Below are 15,445 nucleotides of genomic sequence, written 5' to 3' on the forward strand. Positions count from 1 at the left end.
CAATTCAACGGTGGGTTGGCGCCAGCTCGGGCCGAAGAAAAACTTAACGTCGTGTCCGGGATTAGTTGACCACTACATGTAGACATAGGATGGGGGCCGGATGCTCCGTCGATGGCCCTTCGTAAAGAGTGTCTGGCGAGGGTGAAATCGTCTGACCGTCCCGGACCGGACCCATGCTTTTCGATTGAAATTACCGAGAGCAAAAAGCAACGGGCCATCGTTCGGCAAACGTTGCTGAATGATCCTCAGCGCTCAAGCGACCCGATCTATCTGGAGATTGTTTACCAGTCTGAAGTCAGTGCGACCGATCCGACCAATCATCATAGACGCTCTGCCTGGCTGAAGATTGAAGAGAACGGTTTCTACAATTGGAACAACGAAACCAAGCAGGCGCTGGCGGACGTTGTGTGGCCAACTGCGTCGAGTGGGGCGCTTGATCTGGTTGTGACGGATACGGATGCACTGCTCAACCTGGTTTACCGGGAGCGCATGGAGCGGTTGGACGAAAATGCACAGAAAGGCCTGAGAGAAACCCAAAGAGCCTGGATGAAGTTTCGCGATGCGGAGTGTCTGCCTGAGGCGAAATCGTATAAATCGGTTTTCGGTGAATGGTCAAATTCCTGCTTGATCCGCGCGACGATAGAGCGAGCGCGTCAATTGGCCATGGCTCCGGACAAGAACAAGCAGTGAATTAAAGCATTTGATCAGCCGGTAGATGGAGTAGGTAAGTCTTGAAAGGATTGTCACTGTTTTCAGTTTTGTGTTTTTCATGTTGTGCATTTGCAGGCAACGCACGAGAGCCAATCGTCGATATATACAAAGCGGATGTCGCTAAGGTTTCCGGAAAAATTGTCCGTTACTTCCAGACGTTCGATAGCCCCTGCGTCAATATTCAGATTCTCAAGCCTGGGGGGCAAGGGGCTGCGAGCGACTCGATTGCATTCTGCGGCATTGCAGGGAAGAGTTTTAACAACGGCTTCTCCGATGTCTCATTGGATAAGGCGACGTTTTCCGACACCGAATTGCAACTGACCTTCAAGCTGATGTCGTTGGTTGGAGTGAATGAAACTACCGAATTATGTAAATTTCGCGTTGATGGGGAGCGTCTCGCTGAACCTGAATGTACGGCGCAGTAATGGTCGTGTATTGCACAGTCAGCCACGCCATCGGAGAGTCAAAGTGAAAGTCGTTTCCTTGTTGTTCCTGACATTGACGTGGGCATTGCCCGCAAGCGCAGAGCCGGCCGGTGTCAGTACAAGCCAAGCAATGCCCGCCGCCATGGTCGCCGCGCTAACGAAAGAACACCAAATGCCTGCAGAGAGTTTTCGCTCTATTACAGATGGCGTCGTTAGCTGGAGCGGTGGAACGATGGCTGCCGTGGTGATCGAAGATCCGAATGGCATTTGTGCGATTTACAGGTATCAAGAAGGCCAGTTGGATCTGCCTTTTGACGGCGTGCCCTGTAGGTTTCTGGGGCCACCCTCGCTGATGTCGGATAGAAAAACTGCTATGCCCGATGTCGTGTTCGCCGTCGAGTTGTTCGTCCCCAACCGGGGCGGGATGGCCAATCATAAAGTGGCGTTTTATTACGATGCAGAGAAGAACGCTTATTGCGAGAGTCAGTCGCTTGCGAGCTGGTATCTGTCGGGAAATCGGGCGCTGGCTCCTGATCTTCAGGATGGGCAGTGTGTAGCGGGATCGTAATAGGCCAGTACGCCCCGATCTCTCATAAGGAAATGAACATGAAAAAAGTACTTCTTCTACTATCCAGCCTCTTCCCGCTAGTGGCTCACGGCGCAGTCACCGGCGAATCGTTTTGCTTCGAACTCTCCGAATCCAGTCCGGTAAAGTTTCAGTTCCGTACCTTTTACGACGCGTCCAGCAAATGGTCAGGTGGCTTCGTCAAATACGCCAAGTCCAGTGAGCCCATCTCCATTGTGTTGACGAATACCGAGGAAGAGATGCTCGGTCCCGACGCCCCTTGGCAGAGAGCCACAACGTGGTCTGAAGTCGTCAATGGCAAGGTCGCGGGAACCTACGATTTCGTGACTCAAGGGACGCAGATCGTCTCGATGAAGTACACGAAAAAGTCCAACAGAAAGGTTTACCACTTCTTGAATAACCCCAACATCGACTCCTCCCTGGAGTCCGGATGCAAGTGGGAATAGGGCAAGCACATGCAATTCAAAACTCTAGCGGTATCACTGCTTGGCCTGCTGTGGGCGATCCCGGCACTGGCCGAAACCACTAAGTTCAGCCCGGTCACAGGCGTTGAAGCGACGCTGGTTATTGAGGGCTCCACACTGAATGTCTCGGTTAAAGGCGAAACGCGTAGCGAGCCCCGGACCATAGATTTTGAAGCCATAAACGAACTCAAGGTACAGATCGAGGACTTCAATTTCGACGGTGCCAAAGATTTTTCGATTTGGCAGCTGGACGACGGCATGGGCACTTACGACTACTTCAGGGTGTTCGTTTACCAAGCCAAAACCGGCACCTTCAAAGAGTTGCAGCCGGATTGCGGCGATGGCTTCGTCAATCTGCGCGTCGACAAAAAACGCAAAGTGTTGCTCAGCACTTACTGGGAAATGAACAGGCCGAAGCAATGCATCACCCGATTCACCCAACGCAAAACCTGAATGACTCAAGGATGAACACTGTTGAAACGATTTTTTGCGGTACCGAGTTACGGCATGGCAACAAGCAGGCTAACTCAGTGGCTTTCCACCGCATTGTTGAGCACCGGCCTGTGCACAAGCGCCTTCGCCTCTACTGAACAGCAATGCCCGGCTAACAACTTCGCTGACTTCGTCAAAGTCTTTTCATCTGACTCGACGGTACAGAAAGCATTTACCGCATCGTCGGTGAAGACAACTCACGTCGTGGCTGAGAACAACATACCCAAGGTTGTCGTGCGCAGCGTCAAGCATTTGCCCGCCGATGAATTCAGTATGCTGAGTGCGGAGAATGCTGCAGCGTCGAATCTGGCTATCGAGATTACGTTTCTGAACAGGGTGGTGGTGCGTGATCAGCAGGGTGCTTTCTTGAAGATTTTCGTCTTCAAGCAAAGCGACTGCTGGGTGCTGAACAGTGTTGAAGACTGGACGCTCGAAGCGGTAATGAATGACGTGGCTCGGACAGATCGCCCTTCACCCGGTGAGCGCGAGTTGAAAAAAGGCGTGATGTTCGATCGGCTGGTCAACAAGGCGTCTGGCGAATCTGGTGTCTCTTTGTACGCGGCAGCGCTGGATAGCTATGTGGACGGCGCCCGCAAAGGTTCGGCCCAAGCGGCGATAGCAGCTGCGGGGATAAGTCTTTCCGGGCAGGCACCGCGATTGCCGAATGAACAGATTCTGAAGCTCATGAATCAGGGATTTCAGAGCAATCCCGACGATGGCGTGTTCCTCTCCTTGTTTTACTGCGATGAAGGTGAGTACGGCGATGACAAGGCCTGCATCGATCCGCAAAAGTCGATGGCGACATTGGAAAGCGCCGCGCTACGAGGCTCTACCCAAGCACTCCTGCGATTGGGTGAAGTCTACGAAACCGGCACTGTCGTCGCTGCTGATCTACCCCGCGCAATGGCCTGTTACCGCGAGGCCAGCAAGACCGAGCTTAAGTGGAGCCCTGCTGCGGTCGAGCGTTTGCTGGTCCGAAGCGTCGTTATGGACAGCTCAATTGAATGTATTGGCGCAGGTGGCACTCAGTGAATGTCGCCCGTTTGATGTTCTTTGCATTTATGGCGATGTCAGTCTCGTCAGTCAGCTTTGCCCAAGATGCGGATTGCGAGGCCGTGGCCGGGCAACGTGCCGAGTGCGCAGAAGAAGCGATGAAGGCTGCGGCTCGCGTGCTTAATGACCGTTACGAAGCACTGATTGATAGAGCAGGGTCTCGGTATATTTTTCAATACCAGTCTCGGCATGAAGAGCATAAGGCGTTTCTGGATCGACTGAAAAACTCCCAGCGGGCGTGGATAAAGCTGAGGGATTCGAACTGCAGGCTTGAGGGGTTTGAGAATGAATGGGACAAGCCATCCTATTCTGCAGATCTGAATAGGTGCACCGCGAAGATGAGTCTGGAGAGAGCTTTATATTTGGACGGCATCCTTCCGGCACATTGATGTTGTGCTGATTAATGTTTTTGCTTGGTTGGGTGGTGATATGGAAATGCGTAGAAGGGCCATTCGATTGAGCGTGCCCCAAGCTTGTTTCACCTGGGCGTTCGCGTTTTGCGCGGGATTTCTATCACCGACAGTGTCTGCTCAAGAGTCCACCTGCGCGTTTCACGACATCCAGTCAACGCTCGAAGTGGTCAGTTGCCTCAACGAGGGCGCCGTGGAAGTCCTGAAGCTGGCGCCACGCAATCATCCAACTTATGAAAGTGATATCGACCGCCTCCCTACATTTATCGTGCGGGGTGATGACCTCAACGAGGTCAAGAAAACGGTGGGGATGAGTACTTTGTCGTCGCCCTACAACTTGCTCGTCAAGTTGCCGGATGCTGAGGGAATCATGTACTTCGATCAGTTGCCTGAATCAGCCACTAAAAAACTGGCAATGCCAGGCTGGGTACTGATCGATGCGCGGGATGTCGTGTATGAACGACAGGGTGGCGGGGAAGGTTTTGAACTCGTATGCAGTACCCATGGAAAAGCGATCGGTTCTGAATATGTAGTCGTCACGCAATGTAATGACTTTTACGAAGAGGATATTGCCAGGTTGAAGGATTTACTCGGCATGATCGACGCTCACACCTTGCGATAGCGGTCACTGAACGCCACCAATCGTTTATCTTCGAGCGACTGATACCCTGCGTTTTCCTTTAAACTCCCCACCCTCAAAGGAATACCCCCAGGACACGGAATGCCAGTCCCCTCTTTCTCCCTTCGCCGCGCGTTGGTGCTGTGGTTATACGCCGCCGCGCTGGTGCACTTGCTCGCCGGTCTGACCCTGACCTGGGCCGGCCACTCCGGGCTGCTCGACGGTTATCTGCACACACTCGAACAAATTTTCTGGGGCGCCGACGCGGTGCCGGCCGCTGCCCGTGAGCAGCAGGTCTGGTGGCTCGCGCTGTTCGGCGCGACGTTGCAAAGCTATTCGCTGTTCATGCTTGGGCTGGTGCATTTGGGCAATCGCCTGAAAGCGCCGATGGCCTGGGCCTGGTTGTTCGCCGGCATTGTGCTGTGGGCGCCGCAGGACGTTTTTGTTTCGCTGCAAAAGCAGGTCTGGTCGCACCTCTGGTTCGACGCCTTTGCGCTGCTTGTGCTGTTGCCGCCGCTGGCCTGGCTGTATTGCCACGACCGGCGAAATTCCCTTTCTGATAACGCCATGAGTGAGTCGAACCATGCCTGATTTTTCGCTGCTGGATTGGGCGCTGACGTTGCTGATTGCGCAAGCGTGCCTCGGCGCGCTGGACACCCTTTATCATCACGAACTGACCGTGGCGCTGCCGTATCGGCACAGTGCGCGGCTGGAGTTGTCGATCCACGCGATGCGTTCGTGTTTCTACGGGATTCTGTTTCTCGGCATGGCGCACCTGCAATTCGGTGGTGCCTGGGCGATTGTGATTGCGCTGTTGTTCGCGCTGGAAATCGGCCTGACGCTGTGGGACTTCGTGGTTGAGGATCGCAGCCGCAAACTGCCGGCGGTCGAACGCATCATGCACACCGTGTTGGCGGTGAATGGCGGGGCGTTTTTTGCGTTGTACGGGGTGCAACTGGCGCAGTGGGCGAGTTTGCCGACTGGCCTGAGCGCTATCGATCTCGGCTGGAAGGGTTGGGTGCTGACGCTGTTTGCCGTGGGCGTAACCGCGTCGGGGATCCGTGACGGTCTGGCGGCATTGCGCATGCACCGTGAAGGCAAGCCGTCCAACCCGTTTGCCGGCGGCGCCTACAAGCGTGTGCTGGTCACGGGCGGCACCGGGTTTATCGGTGAAACGCTGGTCAATCAATTGCTCGACGCCGGCCACACGGTCAGCGTGCTGGCGCGCGATCCGCTGAAGGCGGCGTACCTGTTCGACGGCCGCGCGCGCTGCGTGCGGTCGCTGAGCAAACTGGGCTACGACGAGACCTTCGACGTGGTGATCAATCTGGCGGGCGCACCAGTGGCGGGGCCGCGCTGGAGTCCCAAGCGTCAGGCGCAACTGATCGCCAGCCGCGTCAACACCACCGACAGCCTGATGACCTGGCTGAAGAATGCGCGGCACAAACCGGCGCTGTGGGTGCAGGCCTCGGCCATCGGTTTCTACGGCGTGCGCGATGCCAGCGAAAGCCTTGATGAACAGGCGAGCAAGGGCGACGGTTTCATGGCCGAACTCTGCGCGCGCTGGGAAGCCGCCGCGCAACCGGCAACTGAATTTGGCGTGCGTCAGGTGGTGCTGCGTCTCGGTGTGGTGTTCGGTCCGGGCGGCGCGTTGTTGCCGTTGCTGATTCCGTTTCGCCTGGGTTTCGGCGGGCGCATGGGCGATGGTCAGCAGATCATGAGCTGGGTGCACCGCGACGATGTGATTCAGGTGATCGCCCGATCCTTCCACGATGAAACTCTGCACGGCACGTACAACCTGGTGGCGCCGGAGACGGTCAGTCAGGCGGCGTTTGCCGAGAACGTCGGCAAGGTCCTCAAGCGCCCGGTGTGGTTCCACGTTCCCGCGGCGCCCGTGCGCGCGCTGGCGGGGGAGATGGCGCAGTTGTTCTTCGACGGGCAGCGTGTGGTGCCTCAGCGTCTGAGCGAGGCGGGCTATACGTTTCGCTATCCGACCCTCGACGCGGCGCTGCGCGATCTGGCCTGAGGATCGTTGATGAGCAAGCCTTTGATGTACCTGCTGGCCGGCAACGGCAGCGCCGCCGACTGGTGGGATGACGCGCTGCCGCACTTTCAGCGCTACGACGTGGTGCCGCTGGAATTGCCCGGTTTCGGCGCTAACCCGCAGCCGCCCTGCGAGGATCTCGCGGATTACGCGCAGACCTTGCTGGCGATGACGCAGCAGGGCAGCGCGATCATGGCGGTCGGGGTCAACGCGTTGCTGGTGCTGCATGCGCTGCAACGCCGACCGGGGCACTTTTCCCGCAGCGTGCTACTGGCGCCGGTGGGGGCGTTTCTCTGGCAACGGCGGCTGCCGGCATTGATGTCACCGCTGCCGATTCGCAAGACCATTCACTGGCTGCTGTCGAACAAACCGAGGCTGTTCGCGCGCAAGTTTTCCAATCAGACCTGGACGCCCGCGCAGTACCAACGCATGGGCGCCGGTTATGCGCGTTGCCGGGCGTTTGTGCCGCATTGGGACCTGATCCGCGCCGATACGGCTTTGCCGCTGCTGGAGTGGATCACCGATCCGGTCGAGTTGGTCTGGGGTGATCAGGATGCCGTGCTTGGCATCGAGCAAGCGGCGGCATGGTCGGCGATTCTCGCCCGCGCTGATCTGACCATCAGCCTGAAACCCGGTTGGGGCCATTACCCGTGGATCGACGCGCCGGCTGAATTCGCCGCATGGCTGGAGTCCGGCGAGCGTGGTTTTGTCGCGCACACCAAGGGCGGCCGTTTGCGTCTGGCGGAGTTGGCCCGGCAACCGGTGCCGGCAGCGCTGAACCTCAACGATTGCGATGATCCGCGCCTGTCAGCCTTTCTCGCCGCGCAACCCGACGTGACCTGGGCCGTGCGCTCCTCCAGCTATGGCGAGGATCAGGCTGATTCGGCAAACGCCGGTTTGAGCACCACTTACCTGCGCGAGCCGCGCGCCAACGTGCCGACACGCATCGCCGAACTGACCGCCGAAGGCGTCGAGGAAGTGGTGGTGCAGCGCTTTATCACGCCGCAGGTTTCCGGCATCGCGTTTGTCCGGCATCTGTCGGTTGAACTGGAATGGGTGGAAGGTCATCTGGAGTCGTTGGCCGACGGTCACGTCAGCCCTTCGCGCGCCACTCTGTCGCGGGTCGGCGAGGCCTGGCGCAGCGGTGCATTTACCGCCACGCACGGTCTGACCGAAGCGCTGCTGTGGCAGTTTCTGCAAGACGTGCTGCGCGTTTTTCACTACGTGCCCGGCGACGTCGAATGGGCCTGGGACGGTGCGCAACTGTGGCTGCTGCAATACCGGCCGATCAGCGACTACGGCTGGCGCCGCCACCTGACTGCCGCCAACATCGCCGAGATCCTGCCGCGGCAACCGAGCGTGCTGGTGGAGTACGCCCAGCGCCGCGCGGCAGCGAGTATCCCGGCGATCATGGCGCGCTGGGATGCACGAGTGTTGCAGGACAACGAACCGTTCACCGCAGTGTTCGGTGGCGCCTCCTACATCAACAATGACCTGTTTCTCGCCCGGCTCGCCGACTGGGGCATCAGCGCCAGCAATTACGCCGGTGAAGTCGGCGGCGCGACCCCGCACCTGCCGTGGCAACCGCTGAAGCTGCTGCGTTCGCTGCCGCTGTTCCTGCGCATGCAACGCATCGCTCGCGGCCATTTGCTCAGTCTCGAACACGGCTTGCAACGCTTTGATCAAGAGCTGGCCGAACTCGTCGTCCAAAACGCTGACGGTCAGCAACTGGCGGACTGGTTCACCCGGTTTTACGTGTTCGTCGTGCAAGGCAATCTGTGCATCGCCACGGCGCTGGCCAGCAGCGGCGGCGATTGGCTGGGGCGCCCGCCGACCGCTTACGACAACCTTGAAAATAGCCCGCATCGACTGCCCTGGGAAACCGATCCGGCGACCCCGCGACCGGCGCCGAGCGAGCTGCCGTTGCAGGCCTTTCCACAGTGGCCGAGCCTGATCCGCATCGCGCATTCGACCGGCCTGCCGGGCCTGCGCGGCTACTACTTGCAAGTGCGCGAGTGGTACCGCGACAACCTGATGCGCATCTTCTTCCGCCTGCACCACGCCATGCCGCTGGCCGACCGCGAAGACTGGTTCGCGCCGCACCCGGACGTGCGCACGCGCCATGGCAGTTTCTGGCAGGACGGCCGTGAAGGCGCCGAGCAGGCCACCGGGTTCATGATTTATCCGGGGCAGGTGCAGGGCATTCTGGGCGAGGACATTTTGCTCGAAGACACCCTCGATCCGGGGCGGCACGCGCATTACCAGACGGCGCGGGCGGTGATTGCGCGGATGGGTGGGCGGCTGTCGCATGGCTCGACGTTGTTGCGGGAATTGCGCAAGCCGTCGGCGGTGATGCCGCAGGTTGATCCGGCGTGGGTGGGGTGTGAAGTGTTGTATCGGGATGGTGAGCTGCAATTGATCAATGCGAAGGATGCGCAGTGAAGCCTCGATATTTGCATGGATTACTGGCGTGTTTGTTCATGCTTGCTCAAATGGGCCATGCCGCTGAGCCCGTGATGGTCGGCAATACGACAGGCCAGTCACGGGTCGCTCAGGGGCCGGCGGATGTTGGCGTCGATATGGGCGCGTGCCGGTTTTCCATGCCGCTCTTGCAAGACCAATGGCTGCAATTCAACGCCCCCGATCTGATCTTCATCGCCTCCCGACAACGGCCCGATCCCTCCAGCGCCCCGCACTTGTGGCAAGCGCCGACATCCAGCGGTTATGAATGGAATTTTGCAACGTCGGCCAATCTGACTCAGCCATGGTTCGGAATGATGTGTGAAAACCTCGGCAGCTTTTCTTCCCTGACGACGCAGCTACCAGCGGATGACACGATCGAACTGCAACTGCTGCGCGAGGCCAATGACCGCAAGTGCCCGGCGACCTTGACCGAAAACGGCTGGCGGCCAACAGCGCTGGCGGGTGATCCGCAGACCTATGCCTTTGAGTCACTGCAGGGCGCGAGGTCGTCGGGGTTCATCATCGGCTACCACCCACCGCATCAACCTCAATTCAGCCGTATTGCCTTCTGCCTGATGCAAGGTGAGCAGGTGCTGATCGGCGCCGCCGAATCAGGCTCGGCCACCCCGTTGGCGATCAGCGCCGCAGGCTTCGAACAGATCAAGACAGCGGTGCGCAGCATTGCCTTCGAATGAACATCCCGACGATACGTCGCACAGATGGAGTTACAGCGTGAAAGGATTTTTGGTTCTACTCGGCAGCTTGATATGGGTGGCCTCATCCATGGCCTTCGCCGCCGACCCGGATTTCAAGGATTACACCGTCAGCCCGGTCTTCACCGGGACTCACCCTGCGCTGGTGCCGCAGGAAAACAGCAACCCGGTGATGGACAGTGCGCGCGCGAAGGCCTTGAAAGGCAAGGTCAACTTCGCCGGCCACTACATCATCAACCCACTGGGTTGTGGCGGCGGAGCCATCTGCGCCGAAGTGCTCGATGCACAAACCGGAGAAGTTGTCGGCGGGCTACCGAATGCCTACGACGGCAGCACGTTCGCCATGCTCAACCAACCCGACAGCCGCTTGATCCTCATTACCGGGATTGCCCTCGATGGTGAAGTAGACGCTCAGGGCAATTCGCTGGAAAGCGTCAACCGCGACCGTTACTACGAATTTGTGAACAACGAATTCCGTCTGCTGACGATGACCGACGCGGAATCACCGCCGCTTGAATAAGGATGATGGGATGGACCGGTTTTTCATTCGGAGCATGCTGAGCGCGCTGCTGCTTTTGCCTTTTGCCCTGCCGGCGAGTGCCAGTGAAGGCAGTTGCTACGGCTACCTTACCGAAATGGTCAGGAGCAGCGACTTCCCGTTTCAGTATGTCGGCAAGGCCAAGGTCAATCTGCTGATCGACGAAGACGACGGCGAAGTGGTGCGCGCCCAATTGTTTTTCGACACGGACGGCACCGGCACCATCGGCTGGATCAAATACACCCCGGCTACCCGCGTATTGCTCAATACCTCGGCCGAATTGGACGAGCCGGTGGCGTTGTCCTTTGACGCCAGGTTCGCCGATGGCTACGCAAAATGCCTTACGGAAAAACAGCCCGGTTAACGGCGAAAGGGAATTCGCGATGAATCAGTATTTTTTCGCCGGCAGCCTGGCATGGCTGCTCTCGTCGCCGGCGTTCGTTTGGCTCGAAGGGGTCATGGGAGCAGCTGATCGAGGCGTATGGCGTTACCCAAAGGCAGCTGCAATCGCCAAGCCCGGCGGAGAAAAGGATTGAATATGGCCAGCCTTAAGTGGGTGTTGATCGGCAGTCTGTTTGCAACCGCCGCCTGCGCTTTTGCCGAAGACGAAGATCCGCCAATTGTTGGTATCGGCGGGCACACGGTTACGTTCCGGGCGACGAAATGGACCATGCCCGGCGTTGAATCGGCGACTGCATGGTTCACCGCCAATGGCAAAACCTTCCCGCTTTTCGGCACCGACATTGGCGCCGATGGTCACTCTCATATGCTCAGTCCTGACAAGAAAACCTTGTTGCTCGACCCGGTCGTCTTCGGCATGTTGTCGGATGAGAATCAAGAAGAAAAACTGGTGTCGCAACAGCATTGCGATGTGATCTCCATGGAGACCGGTTGCGTGTTGGCTGATCGTTGGGCCACTTTTTGTGTCGGCCAGTGGAAGGGCAATCAGTGGGTTTCCGCAGACGGTGATGTGCTCACTCCTACCCTGGAAACGGTGTCCCCAAAGGACTTGCTGAAACAGGTCTCCAGTATCGAGCCGGCGCAGTCCCGTGCGCAGTCCATCGAAGGCAGCCTGGACTTCTTGAGTGCCGAATCCTACATGGCATGCCATCCCCCGGCGCAAAACGTTCAGGCCTACAACGACCTGGGTTTTTACCTCGCCGAGGGCGGCAGAGATGAGCTGGCACTGAAGTTCTATCGCGGTGTTGAGGCGGTCGGCAAACGCACGGTGTTGATGCTGAACATGGCCGATTCGCTGTGGCGACTGAACAAACAAGACGAAGCGCAGCGCTATTACCGCGAATACGGCGAGGCAATGGCTGCCGCCGGCAAGGCACAGAAGATTCCGCAACGCGTCGCTGAACGAACTGCACATCAGGGAATGAAAAATTGAACAGGATTGTCCGCTTTATTGCGTTGCCCCTCGGGATGCTGTGCGGGTCAATTGCGCACGCTGAGGACGATTGCAAAGTCATTAGTGTGAGCTGGCAAGTTGACGTTTGCGTGAAAGCCGACCGCGAGAAAGCCGATGCAAAGCTCAACGCCAGCTACAAAAAGCTGATGGCAAGGTTTGAGTCTCAGCAAAAACGCGATCCCGAACAGGGCAAGGCATTCATGGCCATCGCCAGAGAGTCACAGCGAGCATGGATCAAGTTGCGCGATACCACATGCCCGCTCGAAGCCACGGATATCGACCCTGATGCGGTAATGCATTCCACATCAATCAATAGCTGCGTCGCCAGAATGAGCCTGGAACGTGCGGTGTATCTGGACGGGATTGTGGCGGACAGTCCGGGTGATGTAGTTGATATGAACAAGGTCTCCAGATCCGGCGCGAAGCGTTACCAAGACGTAGTCGCGCGCTATCTCTACTCGTTCGAAAACCCATGCCTGACGGTTCAGATTCTCGCGCCTGACGGTGGATGGCGAGTGTTGTCATCGGCGCAGTTCTGCAGTTTTGATGGCAAGTCATTCCGGTCCGGTTATACCGATGCCAGATTTGAGGAACCTGTATTTGCAGATGACGGCCTGCACCTGACGTTAAGCACTACAGAGCTTTACGCGCCCGGTGAGAAGCGTCGCGCCTGTGTGATTCCGATCAAGAACGAGCAAATCAAAGTGCTGAAATGCGGCGAACCTGAGTCATCGTGATGCCCTCGCGCCAGTTATTGAATATTGATCAATTCGTCGATCAACAAGGAAGTAATGGAAGTGACCAGGTTTTTCAGTTGTGTGTGCATGCTCATATCGATCATCAGTCTTACCGCGCAAACGGCAACGGCTGATGACCTGCAAACCATCAAGCAAATGCATCCGCCGGTGGTGGCATCGGTGGGCGAGCAGAAGATCACCGTGTTGTTCTTGAAGAACACGCTCAAAGGTCAGACGACAGGTGCCTACGTTCCCGGTGGGGAGGTTTTCTACACGACAATGAGTGCCACGAGGCCAGAACTCTCGTTTGTGGCGCCGCTCGTGGGTGATGAAGTCACATCGGTGTTTTTTTTCGAACGTAAATTCCCTGGGCAAGCGGGGAAGTCCCTTTACGTGCTCATGAGGCGAAAAGAGTCAAACGGTGGTTTCGAAGGCTACACCTATTGGACGCTGGAATTGCCACTCATCAAGCAGGGCGAACAGTTGTCGTTGCGGTTTTTTCGCGGTGATCCGCCAGACCCCGAATTGCAGGATTGCCGAGACGGCCGAGACCTTGAAAACGGCGTCGATGTTGTGTGTGCCTACAAGGATGCGGCGAGTATCAAAAAGCGCCTGGCAGACCTCGATACAAAGATCATTGCTGACTCAAAGCTTCAACAGGAACTGCGCCAGAAGTCGCTCGAAACCACCGGCGACGTGCCCCGTGTAGCTTGTCCCTCACCCGAGTTTTCAGTGTTCCTCGCTGCGTTTTCCGAGCGCGCTGACGTGCAAAAGGCTTTCGTCCTGCAACCGCTGAGAATGGTCACTACCGTGGCCGGCGATCCTGAGCCTGAGATGCAAAAACGCAGCCTCAGCGGTGATGAACTCAAGTTTCCAATCATTCCTGATCTGGCAAAGCGAGAGGCCCAGGGCCTGACGTTGACCGTCAAGGAAGAGCGGGGCAACAAAGCGACCGCGATTCTGCAGAAACCGGATACCGACTATGTCTTCGAGTATCGGTTTGAGCGTGGGCAGTGTTGGCAGTTGAAAGAAGTGATGGATTACTCGCTTTAAAACGCAGGACACAGGGTTCAAAGGCGAAATGCCTTCTGTTCAATCAGACCCGTAAATCATGACAGGAAGGCAAGTTGAAAAGATTAGGTTTGGTCGCGCTATTGCTGTGTTCTTTCTCTGTGGCAGCGGGGCCGATGTTTCCGTCGCTCAAGTCGTGCAGGGACGTCGGCAGCGACTGTGAGCTGGCGCTGAAAGACGATTTCTTGGTGGACGCCAAGTCCGGGCAACGTCTCTCCGAAGAGGCCGAGTCGGCCGGAGCAATGAGTGATTTCTGGCTGTATCGAGATGGCGAGCGATACATCCTGGCGAATGAAAACTACTCCCAGGCGAAGTCGCGTCGTTGGCTGGTTTTTACCTACGACAGCGGCAAGGTAGTACTCGACGGCGCCTATATCTTCTCGATAGACATTGATATGAACACCGGGCCTTACTGGCACGGCTACGATTGCCGAGGTGATGCCAAGCCGTTCACCGTGCCAACGAAAGATTCGTTCAATGAAGTCGCCTTGGAGGAGTTGTGCGGGGGGGCCGAAGGCCGGGTTGTCTCGGGCCGAGATGCCGAAGTACCGGTGTCTGCCAAGGGGCTGGCCGTCAGTGTTCCCGTTTACCACGCCCGCAATCGTGAGGGCTCAGCGACGTACCTGTTTACTGAAAGCGATGTTCCGGATCTTTCCAAGTTGGTGTGTTTGTCCAATTGTGCCGATGTCGCTCAAACACCGGAACGCGTTTCGCAAGAGAAAGCGCCTTTGCAGGGCGGGCAGGATGGAACGTTGTGCTCGGAGGGCGAAGACATTTATTTCAGCTGCCCGTTACAGGGTGGCAAGACGGTTTCCATTTGCGCGCGCGGAAACAGCAAACCCACGGCCGGTTCTGTTCAGTACCGTTATGGTGTTCCGGGAAAAATAGAGATGGTCTATCCGAAGACGGCTTTGCCGCCCAAGGGCAAAATCTTCGTTGTTGATGCGTCGGAAGGCAGCGTGAACCTGAACATCATCAAGTTCAAAAGCGGTGCCTACACCTACTTCGTTAGTCAGGCATTCGTGAGTTATCTGAAGGTGCTCAAAGAGGACAAAGTTGTGTTCCGCCAATCTTGTAATGCCGGTGGCAACGCTTACGTCCACCGATTGGCGGATTTCGGGTTGGAAGCACGCCCAAAAAGCGCAGAGGACTTTCGCTAGTCGCTGTGGCTTAGGATCAGAAAAGGGGACTCAACGTCCCCTTTTTTCATCCATACCTTTTGCTACGGTTTGACCGCCGCGCGCCGTATTTCGATGTGGTCGAGCGTGCCTTCCACCATCAGTCTCACCCCGTCCGCCATTCTGCTCAGGGCCAGCGCTACCGAGCGGCGTGAACCGTGGAGGTCGTCGGCGAGGTCGCAGGCGATGACGCTGATGGACAGGAGGTCTTCGGAGGCGTTGGCCATAAGGGCTTCGGCGTCGGTGCCGGGGGAGAGGCTGAAGAGGCCGGTTTCCCGTTTGGGTTGCGGTTCGAGGGGCGGTTTGAAATGGTGGTCGAGGGCGCGCTCGGCGGCTTCGTGGAATTTCTTTGATTCCAGCGATTCGTAGGGCGATATGTCCGGGGTTTCGGGGGGATTGGGTGTTGGTTTGATCATGGCGCAGTTTCCTGGAGTTAAGAGACTGCCATCGTTTCGCTTTGCACTTCGAAAGAGGTGGCAGCTGTGCGTTGGTGTGCAAGACCGGTCCAGGTACCCGGCAGACCCAAA

General features: G+C 57.5%; 20 protein-coding genes. 19 read left to right on the forward strand and 1 reads right to left on the reverse strand.

Annotated elements, in window-relative coordinates:
• Nucleotides 1–111 precede the first annotated feature (111 nt).
• The 19 genes from ACQ4MY_RS23250 (at nucleotide 112) to ACQ4MY_RS23340 (ending at nucleotide 14,900) form a co-directional block, all read left to right on the forward strand.
• Entirely contained in the window at nucleotides 112–690 is a 579-nt protein-coding gene (locus ACQ4MY_RS23250) for a lysozyme inhibitor LprI family protein (RefSeq protein WP_440096618.1), read from the forward strand.
• A 41-nt stretch (nucleotides 691–731) separates the two neighbouring features.
• On the forward strand, nucleotides 732–1,136 hold the full coding sequence (locus tag ACQ4MY_RS23255; protein WP_440096619.1) for a hypothetical protein: 405 nt from the start codon (nucleotides 732–734) through the stop codon (nucleotides 1,134–1,136).
• A 43-nt stretch (nucleotides 1,137–1,179) separates the two neighbouring features.
• Nucleotides 1,180–1,704, forward strand: a complete 525-nt coding sequence (locus ACQ4MY_RS23260) for a hypothetical protein (RefSeq protein ID WP_440096620.1) — start codon at nucleotides 1,180–1,182, stop codon at nucleotides 1,702–1,704.
• A 38-nt stretch (nucleotides 1,705–1,742) separates the two neighbouring features.
• Nucleotides 1,743–2,168, forward strand: a complete 426-nt coding sequence (locus ACQ4MY_RS23265) for a hypothetical protein (protein ID WP_440096621.1) — start codon at nucleotides 1,743–1,745, stop codon at nucleotides 2,166–2,168.
• A gap of 9 nt (nucleotides 2,169–2,177) precedes the next feature.
• The gene (locus ACQ4MY_RS23270) at nucleotides 2,178–2,639 is read left to right on the forward strand and encodes an XAC2610-related protein (protein WP_440096622.1); all 462 of its coding nucleotides are present in this window, start codon (nucleotides 2,178–2,180) and stop codon (nucleotides 2,637–2,639) included.
• Between the two features lie 21 nt (nucleotides 2,640–2,660).
• Nucleotides 2,661–3,710: a sel1 repeat family protein gene (locus ACQ4MY_RS23275; RefSeq protein ID WP_440096623.1), complete on the forward strand. Its 1,050-nt coding sequence runs from the start codon at nucleotides 2,661–2,663 to the stop codon at nucleotides 3,708–3,710.
• Nucleotides 3,707–4,120: a lysozyme inhibitor LprI family protein gene (locus ACQ4MY_RS23280; protein ID WP_158559171.1), complete on the forward strand. Its 414-nt coding sequence runs from the start codon at nucleotides 3,707–3,709 to the stop codon at nucleotides 4,118–4,120. Before ACQ4MY_RS23275 ends, ACQ4MY_RS23280 begins: the two co-directional genes overlap by 4 nt.
• Before the next feature lie 4 nt (nucleotides 4,121–4,124).
• The gene (locus tag ACQ4MY_RS23285; protein WP_440096624.1) at nucleotides 4,125–4,763 is read left to right on the forward strand and encodes a hypothetical protein; all 639 of its coding nucleotides are present in this window, start codon (nucleotides 4,125–4,127) and stop codon (nucleotides 4,761–4,763) included.
• A 99-nt stretch (nucleotides 4,764–4,862) separates the two neighbouring features.
• On the forward strand, nucleotides 4,863–5,351 hold the full coding sequence (locus ACQ4MY_RS23290) for a cell division protein (protein ID WP_440096625.1): 489 nt from the start codon (nucleotides 4,863–4,865) through the stop codon (nucleotides 5,349–5,351).
• Nucleotides 5,344–6,786, forward strand: a complete 1,443-nt coding sequence (locus tag ACQ4MY_RS23295) for a TIGR01777 family oxidoreductase (RefSeq protein WP_008078661.1) — start codon at nucleotides 5,344–5,346, stop codon at nucleotides 6,784–6,786. Before ACQ4MY_RS23290 ends, ACQ4MY_RS23295 begins: the two co-directional genes overlap by 8 nt.
• A gap of 9 nt (nucleotides 6,787–6,795) precedes the next feature.
• Entirely contained in the window at nucleotides 6,796–9,246 is a 2,451-nt protein-coding gene (locus ACQ4MY_RS23300) for an alpha/beta hydrolase (protein ID WP_440096626.1), read from the forward strand.
• Between the two features lie 38 nt (nucleotides 9,247–9,284).
• The gene (locus ACQ4MY_RS23305) at nucleotides 9,285–9,962 is read left to right on the forward strand and encodes a hypothetical protein (protein WP_440096627.1); all 678 of its coding nucleotides are present in this window, start codon (nucleotides 9,285–9,287) and stop codon (nucleotides 9,960–9,962) included.
• 88 nt (nucleotides 9,963–10,050) lie between these two features.
• Entirely contained in the window at nucleotides 10,051–10,500 is a 450-nt protein-coding gene (locus ACQ4MY_RS23310; protein ID WP_045122979.1) for a hypothetical protein, read from the forward strand.
• 10 nt (nucleotides 10,501–10,510) lie between these two features.
• Complete coding sequence (locus ACQ4MY_RS23315) at nucleotides 10,511–10,882, forward strand: hypothetical protein (RefSeq protein ID WP_440096628.1); 372 nt, start codon at nucleotides 10,511–10,513, stop codon at nucleotides 10,880–10,882.
• A gap of 19 nt (nucleotides 10,883–10,901) precedes the next feature.
• Nucleotides 10,902–11,054, forward strand: coding sequence for a hypothetical protein (locus ACQ4MY_RS23320; RefSeq protein ID WP_157173061.1), 153 nt, complete (start codon nucleotides 10,902–10,904; stop codon nucleotides 11,052–11,054).
• A 2-nt stretch (nucleotides 11,055–11,056) separates the two neighbouring features.
• Complete coding sequence (locus tag ACQ4MY_RS23325) at nucleotides 11,057–11,911, forward strand: tetratricopeptide repeat protein (protein ID WP_440096629.1); 855 nt, start codon at nucleotides 11,057–11,059, stop codon at nucleotides 11,909–11,911.
• A gap of 35 nt (nucleotides 11,912–11,946) precedes the next feature.
• A complete protein-coding gene (locus tag ACQ4MY_RS23330; RefSeq protein ID WP_440096711.1) occupies nucleotides 11,947–12,669 on the forward strand; it encodes a lysozyme inhibitor LprI family protein in 723 nt (240 codons plus the stop codon).
• Nucleotides 12,670–12,723: 54 nt separating this feature from the next.
• Nucleotides 12,724–13,722 (forward strand): hypothetical protein, encoded by a 999-nt coding sequence (locus ACQ4MY_RS23335; RefSeq protein WP_440096630.1) that lies wholly within the window; start codon nucleotides 12,724–12,726, stop codon nucleotides 13,720–13,722.
• A gap of 74 nt (nucleotides 13,723–13,796) precedes the next feature.
• Nucleotides 13,797–14,900, forward strand: a complete 1,104-nt coding sequence (locus ACQ4MY_RS23340; protein ID WP_440096631.1) for a hypothetical protein — start codon at nucleotides 13,797–13,799, stop codon at nucleotides 14,898–14,900.
• Between the two features lie 62 nt (nucleotides 14,901–14,962).
• Here the strand turns inward: ACQ4MY_RS23340 and ACQ4MY_RS23345 are convergent, their stop codons facing one another.
• The gene (locus ACQ4MY_RS23345; protein ID WP_440096633.1) at nucleotides 14,963–15,334 is read right to left on the reverse strand and encodes a DUF6124 family protein; all 372 of its coding nucleotides are present in this window, start codon (nucleotides 15,332–15,334) and stop codon (nucleotides 14,963–14,965) included.
• Nucleotides 15,335–15,445: the final 111 nt, after the last annotated feature.

This window comes from Pseudomonas sp. SM4, assembly GCF_051913165.1.
Taxonomy (GTDB): Bacteria; Pseudomonadota; Gammaproteobacteria; order Pseudomonadales; family Pseudomonadaceae; genus Aquipseudomonas.